Source organism: Hominenteromicrobium mulieris, assembly GCF_046197855.1.
Classification (GTDB): domain Bacteria; phylum Bacillota; class Clostridia; order Oscillospirales; family Acutalibacteraceae; genus Hominenteromicrobium; species Hominenteromicrobium mulieris.
In genome coordinates this window covers 672,654-688,041 of sequence record NZ_CP173188.1, presented here as the reverse complement: position 1 = coordinate 688,041, position 15,388 = coordinate 672,654, and the positions used below count along the sequence as shown (strand labels likewise).

The 15,388-nt window shown below is 52.8% G+C and carries 9 protein-coding genes, 2 tRNA genes and 2 rRNA genes; 4 read left to right on the top strand and 9 right to left on the bottom strand.

The window, feature by feature from the left end; genetic code table 11:
* Window positions 1–47 precede the first annotated feature (47 nt).
* The 4 genes from ACI0CA_RS03295 to ACI0CA_RS03280 form a co-directional block, all read right to left on the bottom strand.
* A 23S ribosomal RNA gene (locus ACI0CA_RS03295) occupies window positions 48–2,878 on the bottom strand.
* 223 nt (window positions 2,879–3,101) lie between these two features.
* A tRNA-Ile gene (locus ACI0CA_RS03290) sits at window positions 3,102–3,178 on the bottom strand.
* 41 nt (window positions 3,179–3,219) lie between these two features.
* Window positions 3,220–3,295, bottom strand: a tRNA-Ala gene (locus ACI0CA_RS03285).
* Window positions 3,296–3,429: 134 nt separating this feature from the next.
* A 16S ribosomal RNA gene (locus ACI0CA_RS03280) occupies window positions 3,430–4,946 on the bottom strand.
* The 16S and 23S rRNA genes sit together here with 2 tRNA genes alongside, the layout of an rRNA operon.
* Before the next feature lie 574 nt (window positions 4,947–5,520).
* Between ACI0CA_RS03280 and metA the strand changes: the two genes are divergently transcribed.
* Genes metA through ACI0CA_RS03265 form a run of 3 tightly spaced genes read left to right on the top strand, consistent with a single transcriptional unit; the run spans window position 5,521 to window position 7,796 of the window.
* Entirely contained in the window at window positions 5,521–6,441 is a 921-nt protein-coding gene (metA, locus tag ACI0CA_RS03275) for a homoserine O-acetyltransferase MetA (RefSeq protein ID WP_176820968.1), read from the top strand.
* A gap of 46 nt (window positions 6,442–6,487) precedes the next feature.
* Window positions 6,488–7,108, top strand: coding sequence for an HAD family hydrolase (locus tag ACI0CA_RS03270; protein WP_446806558.1), 621 nt, complete (start codon window positions 6,488–6,490; stop codon window positions 7,106–7,108).
* Window positions 7,109–7,154: 46 nt separating this feature from the next.
* On the top strand, window positions 7,155–7,796 hold the full coding sequence (locus ACI0CA_RS03265; RefSeq protein ID WP_176820966.1) for a GNAT family N-acetyltransferase: 642 nt from the start codon (window positions 7,155–7,157) through the stop codon (window positions 7,794–7,796).
* Here the strand turns inward: ACI0CA_RS03265 and ACI0CA_RS03260 are convergent.
* The 5 genes from ACI0CA_RS03260 to ACI0CA_RS03240 all read right to left on the bottom strand — a co-directional run bounded on the left by ACI0CA_RS03260 (window position 7,764) and on the right by ACI0CA_RS03240 (window position 13,202).
* Window positions 7,764–8,408, bottom strand: coding sequence for a sigma-70 family RNA polymerase sigma factor (locus tag ACI0CA_RS03260; RefSeq protein WP_308449305.1), 645 nt, complete (start codon window positions 8,406–8,408; stop codon window positions 7,764–7,766). The genes ACI0CA_RS03265 and ACI0CA_RS03260 overlap by 33 nt on opposite strands.
* The gene (spoIIAB, locus tag ACI0CA_RS03255) at window positions 8,398–8,841 is read right to left on the bottom strand and encodes an anti-sigma F factor (protein WP_308449306.1); all 444 of its coding nucleotides are present in this window, start codon (window positions 8,839–8,841) and stop codon (window positions 8,398–8,400) included. Before spoIIAB ends, ACI0CA_RS03260 begins: the two co-directional genes overlap by 11 nt.
* Window positions 8,838–9,167 (bottom strand): anti-sigma factor antagonist, encoded by a 330-nt coding sequence (locus ACI0CA_RS03250; protein ID WP_343285349.1) that lies wholly within the window; start codon window positions 9,165–9,167, stop codon window positions 8,838–8,840. Before ACI0CA_RS03250 ends, spoIIAB begins: the two co-directional genes overlap by 4 nt.
* A gap of 133 nt (window positions 9,168–9,300) precedes the next feature.
* Complete coding sequence (locus tag ACI0CA_RS03245; RefSeq protein WP_343285350.1) at window positions 9,301–10,581, bottom strand: bifunctional folylpolyglutamate synthase/dihydrofolate synthase; 1,281 nt, start codon at window positions 10,579–10,581, stop codon at window positions 9,301–9,303.
* Window positions 10,581–13,202, bottom strand: a complete 2,622-nt coding sequence (locus ACI0CA_RS03240; protein ID WP_308449309.1) for a valine--tRNA ligase — start codon at window positions 13,200–13,202, stop codon at window positions 10,581–10,583. Before ACI0CA_RS03240 ends, ACI0CA_RS03245 begins: the two co-directional genes overlap by 1 nt.
* A gap of 424 nt (window positions 13,203–13,626) precedes the next feature.
* Here ACI0CA_RS03240 and ACI0CA_RS03235 point away from each other — a divergent pair, with 424 nt between their 5' ends.
* Complete coding sequence (locus tag ACI0CA_RS03235; protein WP_395507161.1) at window positions 13,627–15,219, top strand: SH3 domain-containing protein; 1,593 nt, start codon at window positions 13,627–13,629, stop codon at window positions 15,217–15,219.
* Window positions 15,220–15,388 lie beyond the last annotated feature (169 nt).

Below are 15,388 nucleotides of genomic sequence, written 5' to 3'. Positions count from 1 at the left end.
AAGAGTAGAATGGGAGAAGAAAGCGCAATCTTGAACCAAGAAGGATTATGGTCAAGCCCTCGACCTATTAGTACTGCCAAGCTGAACACGTTACCGTGCTTACACATGCAGCCTATCAACCTTGTAGTCTACAAGGGGTCTTACTAGCTTACGCTATGGGATATCTAATCTTGGAGTCGGCTTCACGCTTAGATGCTTTCAGCGTTTATCCGTTCCGCACATAGTTGCCCAGCTGTGCCACTGGCGTGACAACTGGTGCGCCAGAGGTGCGTCCATCCCGGTCCTCTCGTACTAAGGACAGCTCTCCTCAAATATCCTGCGCCCACGACAGATAGGGACCGAACTGTCTCACGACGTTCTGAACCCAGCTCGCGTACCACTTTAATCGGCGAACAGCCGAACCCTTGGGACCGAATACAGCCCCAGGATGTGATGAGCCGACATCGAGGTGCCAAACCTCCCCGTCGATGTGGACTCTTGGGGGAGATCAGCCTGTTATCCCCAGGGTAGCTTTTATCCGTTGAGCGACGGCAATTCCACTCTCATACCGCCGGATCACTAACTCCAACTTTCGTTACTGCTCGGACCGTCATCCTCGCAGTTAGGCTGGCTTACACGTTTACACTCTAAGGCATGGTTTCCAACCATGCTGAGCCAACCTTTGAGCGCCTCCGTTACCTTTTTGGAGGCGACCGCCCCAGTCAAACTGCCCACCTAACAATGTCCCCCGGCCAGATTCATGGCCGCAGGTTAGAATTCCAATAACTTAAGAGCGGTATTCCAACGTCGACTCCGCCGTGGCTGGCGCCACGGTTTCCTAGTCTCCCGCCTATCCTATACATAAATTATCGAAACCCAATATTAAGCTACAGTAAAGCTCCATGGGGTCTTTCCGTCTTGTCGCGGGTAACCGGCATCTTCACCGGTACTACAATTTCGCCGGGCGGGTAATTGAGACAGTGCCCAGATCATTACACCATTCGTGCGGGTCGGAACTTACCCGACAAGGAATTTCGCTACCTTAGGACCGTTATAGTTACGGCCGCCGTTTACTGGGGCTTCAATTCAATGCTTGCACATCTCCTCTTAACCTTCCAGCACCGGGCAGGTGTCAGCCCCTATACTTCATCTTTCGATTTGGCAGAGACCTGTGTTTTTGATAAACAGTTGCCTGGGCCTATTCTCTGCGACCACATCGCTGTGGCACCCCTTATTCCTAAGTTACGGGGTCAATTTGCCGAGTTCCTTAACTACCCTTCTCCCGTTGGCCTTAGAATTCTCTTCCTATCTACCTGTGTCGGTTTGCGGTACGGGCGCCGAAGATATACATAAGACTTTTCTCGCCCTCGTCCAAACTTGCTTCCCTACTAAATTTCGGTCCCTTTCGCCCGGGGCAACCATCGCCCGGGTCAAGTCCTTTCAAGGTGTCCTCTTACTTAAATCTTTTGGCGGCTACGGAATATCTACCGTATGTGCATCGGCTACGCCTTTCGGCCTCACCTTAGCTCCCGGCTTACTTGGAGCGGACGAACCTTCCTCCAAAAACCTTAGATTTTCGGCCAATATGATTCTCACATATTTCTCGCTACTCATTCCGGCATTCTCACTCGTATAAAGTCCACCAGCGCTTACGCTCTGACTTCACCCCTTATACGACGCTCTCCTACCATGCATTACTGCATCCCAAGCTTCGGTGTACGATTTAGCCCCGTTAAATTTTCGGCGCAGGGTCACTCGACCAGTGAGCTATTACGCACTCTTTTAATGAGTGGCTGCTTCTAAGCCAACATCCTGGTTGTCTGTGCAACCCCACATCCTTTTCCACTTAACCGTACTTTGGGACCTTAGCTGTGGGTCTGGGCTGTTTCCCTTTTGACAATGAAACTTATCTCACACTGTCTGACTCCCGTACATCAATTATCCGGCATTCTGAGTTTGATAGAGTTCAGTAACCTCTCGGCCCCTAGCTCATTCAGTGCTTTACCTCCGGTAATCTAATACGAGGCTAGTCCTAAAACTATTTCGGAGAGAACCAGCTATCTCCGGGTTCGATTGGAATTTCTCCGCTACCCACACCTCATCCGCTACCATTTCAACGGGAGTCGGTTCGGTCCTCCATGGAGTTTTACCTCCACTTCAACCTGGACATGGGTAGGTCACCCGGTTTCGGGTCGAATACAACTGACTTCATACGCCCTATTCAGACTCGCTCTCGCTACGGCTCCGGACCTTAAGTCCTTAACCTCGCCAGTTACATTCACTCGCCGGACCATTCTACAAAAGGTACCCGATCACCCGTTGATGGGCTCTCGGTGCTTGTAAGCACAAGGTTTCAGGTTCTTTTTCACTCCCCTCCCGGGGTCCTTTTCACCTTTCCTTCACAGTACTATACACTATCGGTCACTGGGTAGTATTTAGGCTTGGAGGGTGGTCCCCCCATATTCCCACCGGGTTTCACGTGTCCGGCGGTACTCTGGATACAGCTAGCGGATTTTGCTTTTCGCATACGTGACTCTCACACTGTTTCGTTGGCCTTCCCATGCCATTCTGCTAAACTTAATCCTACACATTGCTGTCCAAACCCCAAAAGTATTACTACTCTTGGTTTGGCCTCCTCCGCGTTCGCTCGCCACTACTAGCGGAATCTCGGTTGATTTCTCTTCCTCGCCCTACTTAGATGTTTCAGTTCAGGCGGTTCCCCTCATACACCTATGTATTCAGTGTATGATGATTAAACATGACTTTAATCGGATTGCTCCATTCGGAAATCTACGGATCAATGCCTACTTACGGCTCCCCGTAGCTTATCGCAGTTAGTCGCGTCCTTCATCGGCTCCCAGTGCCAAGGCATTCCCCTTGCGCTCTTTGTAGCTTGACCATGTGTTCTCTTCTTGGAATTAGAAATGAGTTTTGTAGTTATTTCTCTTTGCAAAGAATAAACTTAAACTTTTTCGCTTCTTTGAAATTGCAGTTATTACCCTAAACAATTATTTGGATCGTTAGACCTTTTAAATAATTCTCTAGTAAATAACAGTTTTCTCGCATTTTTATCTGCTTCGCTTTATTCAGTTTTCAAGGTACATTTTGCGGATTGCTCCGCTTGGTGGGCTTAAGTGGACTCGAACCACCGACCTCACGCTTATCAGGCGTGCGCTCTAACCGGCTGAGCTATAAGCCCATATCTAGTTAAACCACCGGTTGTTCGAACCTTTCGGCCCTTGGTGGAGATGAACGGGATCGAACCGATGACCCCCTGCTTGCAAAGCAGGTGCTCTCCCAGCTGAGCTACACCCCCATATTCTTTTCAGAACGAAGATGCCCCGTTCTTGAGGATCAAGACCCTCAAAATTAAACAACGATTAAAAGTTTCCCCTGCAATCTAACCTAGGATGTTGAAGAACAACCTTAGCTGTTCTTGGTTCTCCATAGAAAGGAGGTGATCCAGCCGCACCTTCCGATACGGCTACCTTGTTACGACTTCACCCCAGTCGCCAATCCTACCTTCGGCAGCGTTCTCCTTACGGTTAAACTACTGACTTCGGGTATTACCGGCTCCCATGGTGTGACGGGCGGTGTGTACAAGGCCCGGGAACGTATTCACCGCGGCATGCTGATCCGCGATTACTAGCAATTCCAACTTCATGTAGGCGAGTTGCAGCCTACAATCTGAACTGAGACCGTTTTTAGGGTTTTGCTCCACCTCGCGGTATTGCTTCCCTCTGTTAACGACCATTGTAGTACGTGTGTAGCCCAGGTCATAAAGGGCATGATGATTTGACGTCGTCCCCACCTTCCTCCGTTTTGTCAACGGCAGTCTGATTAGAGTGCTCTTGCGTAGCAACTAATCACAAGGGTTGCGCTCGTTGCGGGACTTAACCCAACATCTCACGACACGAGCTGACGACAACCATGCACCACCTGTCTCAACTTTCCCCGAAGGGCACCTAATGCATCTCTGCTTCGTTAGTTGGATGTCAAGACCTGGTAAGGTTCTTCGCGTTGCGTCGAATTAAACCACATACTCCACTGCTTGTGCGGGCCCCCGTCAATTCCTTTGAGTTTCAACCTTGCGGTCGTACTCCCCAGGTGGATTACTTATTGTGTTAACTCCGGCACGGAGGGGGTTAGACCCCCCACACCTAGTAATCATCGTTTACAGTGTGGACTACCAGGGTATCTAATCCTGTTTGCTACCCACACTTTCGTGCCTCAGCGTCAGTTAAAGCCCAGTAGGCCGCCTTCGCCACTGGTGTTCCTCCCGATCTCTACGCATTTCACCGCTACACCGGGAATTCCGCCTACCTCTACTTCACTCAAGACTAACAGTTTCAAAAGCAGTTCATGGGTTAAGCCCATGGATTTCACTTCTGACTTGCCAATCCGCCTACGCACCCTTTACACCCAGTAAATCCGGACAACGCTTGCTCCCTACGTATTACCGCGGCTGCTGGCACGTAGTTAGCCGGAGCTTCCTCCTCTGCTACCGTCACTATCTTCACAGAGGACAGAGGTTTACAATCCGAAAACCGTCATCCCTCACGCGGCGTTGCTGGGTCAGGGTTTCCCCCATTGCCCAATATCCCTCACTGCTGCCTCCCGTAGGAGTCTGGGCCGTGTCTCAGTCCCAATGTGGCCGATCAACCTCTCAGTCCGGCTACCGATCGTCGACTTGGTGGGCCGTTACCCCGCCAACTATCTAATCGGACGCGAGTCCATCTTTCAGCGGATTGCTCCTTTGATTGCTGCTCCATGCGAAGCTACAATCTTATGCGGTATTAGCGTTCTTTTCAGAACGTTATCCCCCTCTGAAAGGCAGGTTACTCACGCGTTACTCACCCGTCCGCCACTGAGTTGAAAAAAGCAAGCTCCTTTCAACTCCGTTCGACTTGCATGTGTTAGGCACGCCGCCAGCGTTCGTCCTGAGCCAGGATCAAACTCTCTAAAAAATTGTATCTAAACGCTTTCGCGTTCAAATCTTTTTCAGAGCTTTAATTCGCTCATAACGTCGTTCTGACGTTCGTCACAGATTTGTTGAGTTCTGTTTCTCGTAAGTTTCTTTGAGTTTCTCAAAGAAATTACAGGTTCCATTCTTTCTCTCGTTGTTTAATTTTCAAGGTCCTGTGCTCTCTTTCGAGCGGCTTTCCTTTCAGCTTTTCGCTTTCGGTTTTTTGCCGTCTCTCTCGAGCGCTTGTATATAATACCACGGGGAGCCCTTTTTGTCAACACTTTTTTTCGTTTTTTTTAAGTTTTTTTCGATTTTCTTTCTTGTGTACATATATTGTGTTTTGCTTGCACAAAATCAACAACATACAGTGTAAACAAAACCGCCGCTTTTGCCTTTTCTTTTGCGTTTTTCGTTTTTTTCTGAAAAAAGTCCGAAAAACTTTTGAAAAAACTTTGAAAAAAATCGCTTCAAACCGCTTTTACTCTCTTTTACAGAGGGACAAAGTATGCTATACTGAAACGTATCGGGCCCCTGTGCCCTATATAATAGTATATATGACGGAGGTAAAAAAAGCAATGCCTATTCGTATACAGGCGGATTTGCCCGCCATTGAGGTTTTGGAGTCTGAAAACATCTTTGTGATGACGCACGAGCGTGCCGCTTTGCAGGACATTCGCCCCTTAAAGATCGCGATACTTAATTTGATGCCGACGAAGATCGAGACCGAGACGCAGCTTTTGCGTTTGCTGGGCAACACGCCGCTGCAGGTGGACGTTGAGTTGTTGCACATGGCATCGCATGTCAGCCGCAACACGAGCTCTTATCATCTGAATACATTCTATAAGACCTTTAACGACGTGAAGGACCAGCGCTTTGACGGCCTCATCATCACGGGCGCGCCGGTGGAAAAGATGCCGTTTGAGGAAGTGGACTACTGGGACGAAATGTGTGCCATTATGGAATGGAGCAAAACGCATGTGTATTCCGTTCTCTATATCTGCTGGGGCGCGCAGGCCGGTCTTTACTACCATTATGGCATTCAGAAGCATTTGATGAAGGAAAAGCTCTCCGGCATTTACAATCACCATGTGTTGAACCCGTATCACCCCTTGATGCGCGGCTTTGACGATAATTACTTTGCGCCGCACTCGCGCTACACGGAGGTTTACCTTGACGACATCAAAAAGCACGACGAGCTCATTGTACTTTCGCTCTCCGACCTTGCGGGCGTGCATATCGTCGCCGAAAAGAGCGGGCGCAAGTTCTTTGTGACGGGCCACGCGGAATATGACCGCGACACGCTGGCGAAGGAATACTTCCGCGACATCAATAAGGGCTTGAACCCCAAAGTGCCGTACAATTATTTCCCGGATGACGACGACCAGAAGACACCCCCGTTTACGTGGCGCAGCAACGCACATCTGCTTGTTGCAAACTGGCTGAACTACTACGTTTATCAGCAAACGCCGTATGATCTGAACCATTTGGAGGGCTGAGCGCCCTCTCCCCTATACTATTATATATAAAGGAGAAAGATTTCCGATGAAATACGATGGCATTATTTTTGACCTGGACGGCACCCTGTGGGACGCCGTGGAGGAAGGACATCTGGTGCTGCTCGAGTATTTAAAGACGCAGCCGGACGTGACGCACCTGCCCACAAAAGAGGAATACGCAGGCGTGATGGGCCTTGGTATGGACGATCTGGCGGAGAAGCTGTTCACGTACCTTTCTTACGAGCGCCGAATGCAGGTCTTTAACGAGGATTTCAAGCTGGAATGTAAATATCTTGCAGAGCACGGCGCAAAGCTATACCCGCATATGCACGAGACACTGAAAAAGCTTTCCGAAACGCACACGCTGTGCATTGTGAGCAACTGCGACAACGGGTATATTCAGGCGTTTTTGAAGGCGCACAACATGGCGCAGTATTTTACGGACTATGAGTGCATGGGCAGCACAGGTAAGCCGAAGGCCGACAACATCGCGCTGGTCGTGGAGCACAATCACTTGAAAGCCCCGGTATACGTGGGCGACACGGTGTGGGATTATAACTCCGCGACACAGGCGGGCGTGCCGTTTATTTTCGCCGCTTACGGCTTTGGCAATGTGGAAAACGTGCCAAAGATTTACGATATTGCGGAGCTGCCGGCACTGGTTTAAGACGCCGCTTCCGCTTACGATATTATGAGGGATGGGAGAAACCGAAATGAGAACCGAATTGCTTTTTGAGAGCTGCCCGTTTCTCACCAGTGCAAACGTGACGCTGAGCCGCCTTGGCTTTGCGGACGGCGACGCGCTGTGGGAGATTATGCAGGACGAAGAACTGTACCGCTACGAATATGAAGCGCCCGCCAAGGAGCGCGTGCAGGCGGAATATAAAATTCAGGATGCTAACGCGCAGTTTGCCGCAAAGCGCACCGTAACGCTCGGCGTATATGCAAACACCGACCTCGCACACCTCATCGGGTGGATCGAGATCGGCGGTGTGGACGAGGGCATGAACATGGTGCAGCTGCGCTTTTTGTTCGGCCGCCGCTGTGTGGGCACGGAATATCCGGCAGAAGCTATGGGCGCGCTGTGCCGCTACCTGTTTGAGATGGCACGCGTGAACCGCGTGCAGTCCGTTTGCTTAGATGCGGACATTGACAAGCAGCGCATTTTGGAGAAATCCGGCTTTCAGCGCGAAGGCGTTTTGCGCGAATGCCACCGTTGGGAGCGTCAGGGCGTTGTGAATTTGGCGTATTACGCCATGCTGCTGAGCGACTACAACTTCTTAAAGAACACGCGCACCGTTTTGGCGGGCGCGGAAACAACCTCACAGCAGCAGACCACGCAGACGGAGGAGTAATTTTTTCTCGCGACGGCTGATTTGCACCTGTGTGGTGCCGAGCCTTTTGGCCGTTTCCGTTTGGGTCTGATTTTTAAAATAGCGATAGTAGATAAGGCGCTGGTCCTCCTCGGGCAGCGCCTTTAGTATTTGCTGCAAGGCGAGGTGATCGGTGATTTTTTCTTCCGGTGCGTCGACGGGAATGTCCGTCTCGTTGTTTTCGTCGTCGCCGGTGAGAGAAACGGGCTGTGCCGCGGCATTCAGGGCTTCCGCGCACTTTTCTTCGGGAACACCGAGCTTTTCCGCAAGAACGGACACACTCGGCGCTTTTCCGGTCTCCGTTTCGATCTGTTCGGATAGGCGCACCGCTTTTATGGAAAGCTCTTTCAATCCGCGCGAAACCTTTACCGTGCCGCCCTCGCGGAACAGGCGGCGCATTTCGCCTAAAATGACAGGCACGGCGTATGTGGAAAACTTATAGCCGCGGTCGGGGTCAAAGTGTGCGGCGGCTTTGATGAGCCCCTCGCAGCCCGCCTGAAAGAGGTCGTCGTATTCGATGCCGCGCCCGAGAAAACGCGGCACAAGCGCGCGCACAAGCCCCACGTTGCGCTCGGCAAAGTCTTTATTCTCCATTCGGCTTGCGCTCAAACCGTTTTGTGAGCGTCACGGTGGTGCCTTTTTGAGGCTTTGAAATGACACGCACGCTGTCGCAGAAGCTTTGCATCACGGCAAAGCCGAGCCCCGCGCGCTCCTCTCCCCCGGTGGTAAACAGCGGCTCCATGGCTTTTTCGATATCCGGGATGCCGCAGCCGCGGTCGCGCACCTTGACCTGCACGGTGCCGTCCGCGTAGATTACAGCCGTTATGTACACGGTGCCGATGGTATCGCGGTAGCCGTGGACAATGGCGTTCGTCACGGCTTCGCTGACGGCGGTCTTTAAATCGTTTAAGTCTGTGACGAGGGGGTCAAGGCACAGGACGAACGCGGAGACCGCGCCACGCGCAAAGCTTTCGTTGACGGAGCCGGACGGGAAGCGCAGCTCCATGCGGTTGATGATCTGTTTCATGTTTTCGCTCCTTTCCCGGTGTCTTCCAGCACCGCGAGCGCGGAGACGCCGGAAAGCTCCGCCATTTTCTTTAACTGCGGTGACAATCCGCGTACGGTGACGTGCCCGCCCCACAGCGCCGCCGTGCGGACACGGCCGAGAATCAGCCCGATGCCGGAGGAATCCATAAACGGTACCTCTTTAAAATCTAAAATCAGCTTTTGCGGGCGCACTTTTTTCGCTGTACTATCGATCTGCTCCCGCATTTCACCGGCAGTGTGGTGGTCGAGCTCGCCGCGCATGGAGGCCGTCATCGCACCGCCTTTTAATTCAATTCGCAAATTCATCGTGTTCGCTCCTTTAAGGCCCGAAATGTCCGTTTGAAATTTAAATAATAACAAAAAGGACAGGCTCCTTAGAAAATTCTAAAGGAACCTGTCCGTATTTTTTGCCGCAGTGTGTCGGCCGATTAAATTTGTGTTACGCCTTGTATTTTTCGATGGCGAGGTCGCGAATTTCAGATGCTAAGAAGAATGAACCGCAGATGACGAGCACTTCGTCGCCTGAAACGGTTGCTTTCTCTATCGCGTCTTTCATGCTCTGCGCAGGCTGCACGTCTTTGCAGAAGTGCTTTGCTTCGTCCGCGAGGGCTTCCGCCGATAAAGAGCGCGGGTTTTGCGGCTGCACCGTGATAATTCTCTCAAAGTGCGGCGCGGTCAGCTCCAGATAACGCATGCTGTCCTTATCCGCCATCATGCCCATAATGGCTGTGATATGACGGCCGGAAAGATGTGTTTTGAGCACTTCATGCAACGCAGAGGCACAGCCGGGGTTGTGGCCGCCATCTAAAAGCACGAGCGGCTTTTGGGACAAAATCTCCATACGCGCCGGGATATACGCCGAGGCAAATCCCTTTTGCAGCGCCTCATCGGTGATGTTTGCGTGCTTTTCGCGCAGAACGTCGAGCACGGTAAGCGCCGTGGCGGCGTTGTGCACCTGATGCACGCCCGTAAACGGCAGCGTAAGCGGCAGGCCGCGCCACGTAAGCGCGGTGCCCGTAAGTGCAGTACCGTTTACCTGCATGTTCTTTTCATCCGGGATATGCAGGTGTGCGCCGCGCTCGTTGCACGCCGATTCGATAGTCTCGAACACGGACGGATCCTGCACGGGGTACAGCACGACGTCGCCGCCTTTTTTGATGATGCCCGCTTTCTCGAACGCGATCTTCGCGTAGGTATCGCCTAAAATCGCCGTGTGGTCGAGCGAAATGGACGCAATGGCCGCAGCTTCCGGCGTATCGATGACATTCGTCGCGTCAAATCGACCGCCGAGACCGACCTCGAGCACGACAAAATCGCAGTTGCGCTGCGCGAACCAATCGAACGCGAGCGCGGTGATGAACTCGAACTCCGTAACGGTATCGCCTGCGGCTTCAAGCTCGTCCGCAACGGGCGACACGCGCTTTACTTCTTCGATGAGCTCCGCCTCGGGGATCATCTCGCCGTCGATGCGGAAGCGCTCACGGAAATCGAGCACATACGGGGACGTGTAGAGGCCCGTGCGGTAGCCCGCCGCCGTAAGCACGCTCGCGATAAGCGTGCAGGTGGTGCCCTTGCCATTCGTGCCGGCTACGTGGACAAAACGCGGCTTCTTCTGCGGATCGCCGAGCTTTTTGCAAAGCGCTTCAATGCGCTCCAGCCCCGGCTTGATGCCGAAGCGCAGCCGGGAATTGATCTTTTGCAGTGCTTCTTCGTAGGTCATTATTGATAGCTCTCCAATGTTTCGAGGATCAGTTTGATCTTTGCTTCCAGCTTTTCGCCGTTTGCCTTTACGCCGTCGATGACATTCTGCGGCGCTTTGGAGGTGAATTTTTCATTTGCAAGCTTCGCCTTGACGGTATCGAGCTGCTTCTGTGCGTTTGCAAGCTCCTTGTTGAGACGTGCGGTCTCCGCTGCCTTATCGACAAGATCGTCCATCGGCAACAGCGCCTTTGCGTCGTCGGTCACAGCCGTTACGGCCCCCTGTACGTCAAAGCCCGTGCCGATCTCGACCTTGGAGCCGTAAGCGAGGCGTGCAATGAATTCGCTCGCTTCCTCATACGGTGCCGGATGCGCGGTATCGATGTAGATGTGCGCTTTCTTCGACGGCGGCACATTCATCTCATTGCGGCGGGTGCGGATGGCACGGATGAGCGCCATAACGTTTTCGAGGTTCTTTGCTTCCTGCGGGAAGGAGAGGGCTTCGTCGTACTCCGGCCACTTTGCGACGATAAGGGCTTCACCGTCATGCGGCAGCGTCTGCCAAATTTCTTCCGTGATGTACGGCATAAACGGGTGCAGGAGCTTTAAGGTGTTGCTCATCGTCCAGACGAGGACACGGCGGGCGCTGTCTGCGCTCTCTTCGTCCGCGCCGTTCATGCGGATCTTTGCAAGTTCGATGTACCAATCGCAGAAATCGTCCCAGATGAAGTCATAGAGCTTGCTGACCGCCATGCCGAGCTCGAACTTCTCGAGGTTTTCGGTGACGGCTGCCGTGACGTTATTGAAGCGGTTTAAGATCCACTTATCGCTTGTATAGAGTTTTTTCGGCAGGGCGCAGTCGATGTCCTTGCCTTTGATATTCATAAGGATAAAGCGTGCGGCGTTCCAGATCTTATTGGCAAAGTTTCTGGAAGCGCTGACCTTTTCCTCGGAGAAACGCAGGTCGTTTCCGGGGCTGTTGCCCGTAACGAGCGTAAAGCGCAGGGCATCTGCGCCGTAAACGCTGATGACATCGAGCGGATCGACACCGTTGCCGAGAGACTTACTCATCTTTCTGCCCTGTGCGTCGCGGATGAGGCCGTGGAAGAACACCGTGTTGAACGGCACTTCGCCCATGTGCTCAAGACCCGAGAAGATCATGCGTGCCACCCAGAAGAAGATGATGTCATAACCCGTGACAAGGGTGTTCGTCGGGTAGAAATATTTAAGCTCTTCGGTGTTATCCGGCCAGCCGAGCGTGGAGAACGGCCACAGCGCGGAGGAGAACCACGTATCAAGCGTATCGGGGTCGCGGGTCAGGTGTGTGCCGCCGCATTTCGGGCAGACGGTAGGCACAGCCTCGGAGACGATGGTCTCGCCGCACTCGCAGTACCACGCCGGAATCTGGTGACCCCACCACAGCTGACGGGAGATACACCAGTCCTTGATGTTCTCCATCCAATTATAATAGACCTTATCCATGCGCTCCGGAATGAAGCGGATGTCGCCGTCCTTAACGGCATCGATGGCCGGCTTTGCGAGGGGCTCCATTTTGACAAACCACTGCGTGGAAACGCGCGGCTCCACAACGGTGCCGCAGCGATAGCAGGTGCCGACGTTGTGCTTGATCGGCTCAATTTTAATGAGGAAGCCTACTTCGTCGAGATCCTTGACAATCTGCTTTCTGGCCTCGAGCGCCGGCATACCGGCGTATTTGCCACCATTTTCGTTGATGACACCGCCGTCGTCCATGACGTTGATGACGGGCAGATTATGGCGCAGACCAACCTCAAAGTCGTTCGGGTCATGTGCCGGGGTGATCTTCACAACGCCGGTACCGAAGTCCTGCTCCACATAGCTATCGGCAATGATCGGGATTTCTTTATTGACGAGCGGCAGAATGACCGTTTTGCCGACGAGTGCCTTGTAGCGCTCGTCATCCGGGTGCACCGCCACGGCGGTATCGCCCAGCATGGTTTCCGGGCGGGTGGTCGCAAGCTCAATGTAGCCGGAGCCGTCGCTCAACGGGTAACGCAGATGCCAGAAGGAGCCTTCCTTTTCCTCGAACACGACCTCGGCGTCGGAAATGGAGGTCTTACAGTGCGGGCACCAGTTGATGATGCGCTCACCGCGGTAGATGAGCCCCTTGTCGTACAGCTTCTTGAAAACGTGGTTGACGGCCTTGTTGCAGCCCTCGTCCATCGTGAAGCGCAGGCGATCCCAGTCACAGGAGGAGCCGAGCTTTTTGAGCTGCTCGACAATCCTGCCGCCGTACTGATCCTTCCACGCCCAGGCGCGCTCCAGGAACTTTTCGCGGCCGATTTCTTCCTTTGTGATGCCCTCTTTGCGCATGGCCTCTACGATCTTCGCCTCCGTTGCGATGGAAGCGTGGTCGGTGCCCGGCAGCCACAGAGCAGAATAGCCCTGCATTCTGCGCCAACGAATGAGCGTATCCTGCAGCGTTTCATCCATGGCATGGCCAAGGTGCAGCTGACCCGTGATGTTCGGGGGCGGAATGACGATGGTGTACGGCTTCTTTTTGGGATCTACCTCGGCATGAAAGTATTTGCCCTTCATCCAGAAGTCATAGATCCGGTCTTCAACTTCTTTCGGCTCGTAAGCCTTAGCAAGCTCTTTAGACACGTTTTCTCCCTCCAGTTTATCAAAACACAAGCGTGTTTATAAATAGTGTGTTTGATGACATTCTATTGACTTAATATTATTGCATTTTCACGGGATTTTGTCAAGGTTTCCGGGCATTTCGGCGGGGGATTCCGCGGTTTTTACGGATACACTCAACTTTCCCCCACAGGGTGAGTGATTTGTGGAAAACCCGGCGGTCTTATAACATTTCGCAGCGTGAAACATTCTGCGTTTTCAATGTTGTATACAGATCGTATAAGCCTCTTTGCACGTGAAAGCGAATGGGGGTTGCATTTTTGTAATCTTTGTGATACAATGTTACCGATTTGTAATAACTGTTGCCCACATCTTTGCGGCGGACCGTCCGCCGTGAACACACGCTTATACGTTTATATAATGTAATGACGAACGGAGGAACACAACAATGCAGAACGTGAAAAAGCTTTCCCGAACGGCTGCGGTCTTTTTGCTTGCCGTGCTTATTTTGATATGCAGCACTGTACTGCCGAACACCGGCACGACCGTCAGCGCGGCTTCCGCGGAGCTGACATCCATCGGCCTTGCGGAGCACGCTTTAAAGGCCTATCGCGACGGTTGGCAGTATTCTTACGGCGCTTACGGCAACTTTAACTCGAACGGTGTGCGTGCCTCGGATTGCAGCGGTCTTATTTATTCTTACTTCTGCTGGGTGGATGATAACAGCAACATTCAGCCGAACTGGAACTATCCCCGCACCGTTACGGCGCAGGCGAACGACGCGGTGGAATCCGGCCCAATCGATACGATCCCGCGCACGCACGGCCTGATTGTGACCATTGCGAACTATGACCACGTGGGCGTGTACGTTGGCAACGGCATGGTGGTGGACAACAGCACATGGGGCGTTAATATGCGCTACGAATCCATTCCGGGCCATGGTTGGCTGCAATGGCACAAGCTTGGCAGCATTACATACCCCACGACAGGCTGGTATAAGTTTGACGGCGACTATTTCTATTATGAAAACGGCGAATATGTCATCAACACCACCCGCACCATCAACGGTGTGACGTATACCTTCGGCAGCGACGGTGTTTCCGACAAAACGCCGTCTTCCGCAAACGGCAGCTTCTCCGAAGCAGACTCCGCATTCAACGCGAAGACGACTGCCGGTGTGCGCCTGCGCAAGGGCCCGGGCCTTAGCTATGACACCATTACGGTGCTGGCAGAGGGTACAAAAGTGAACGTAACAAGCACGAAGAACAGCGAATGGTATGCCGTGACAACTGCTTCCGGTCAGAAGGGCTACGTTTTCTCCGAATATCTAAACGTGACCGGCACGGTGAACGAGGATGATTCTTCCGACTCCGGCAGCTCCGATAATTCCAACACGGGCACAAACGGCGAGGCCGCAAAGACGACCACCGGCGTGCACCTGCGCAGCGGCAAGGGCACGAATTACAGTTCACTCGGCGTGATTCCGGGCGGCACGGCCATTACCGTAACGGATAAAAGCGACGTGTGGTATGCAGTGACCGTAAACGGCAAAAGCGGCTACATGTACAGCGAATACATCAAGCTGACCGACACGGGTAGCTCCGATAACAACACGTCTTCCGGCAGCACAGACGGCTCCGCTTCCGCACAGACGAACGAAGACGTACACCTGCGCGAAGGCCGCGGCACAAACTACCGCTCCCTCGGCGTTATCGCAAACGGTACGGCCATCACCGTGACGGACACAAGCGTGAGCGACTGGTACGGCGTGACCGTGAACGGCAAGAGCGGCTATATGTTCAGCGAATATATCACAATGAACGGTAGCAATTCCGGCAGCACGGACAGCTCCGCTTCTTCCGATACGATGCGCACCACGGCATATCTTAACCTGCGTGCAGGCACCGGCACGGACACAAATGTGCTGACGGTCATCCCGGAGGGCGCAAGCGTGACGGTTTTGGAAAAGACCACAAGCGAGTGGTACAAGGTGAGCTACGGCAGCCGCACAGGCTATGTTTTCACCGAATACTTAAAGTAAAGAGCATCGCAATTTCGGGCGGCACGGGCGTTTTTCCTGTGCCGCTCCTGTTTTTAGTCGCTATACGGGGTCTAAATTGCTTACAGAGCAAACGGAGTCTTTCAGTTTGTGCAGATTTACGAACTCTCAAAAAAAATACTCAAAAAGACTTGAAAAATCGGTTTTAATT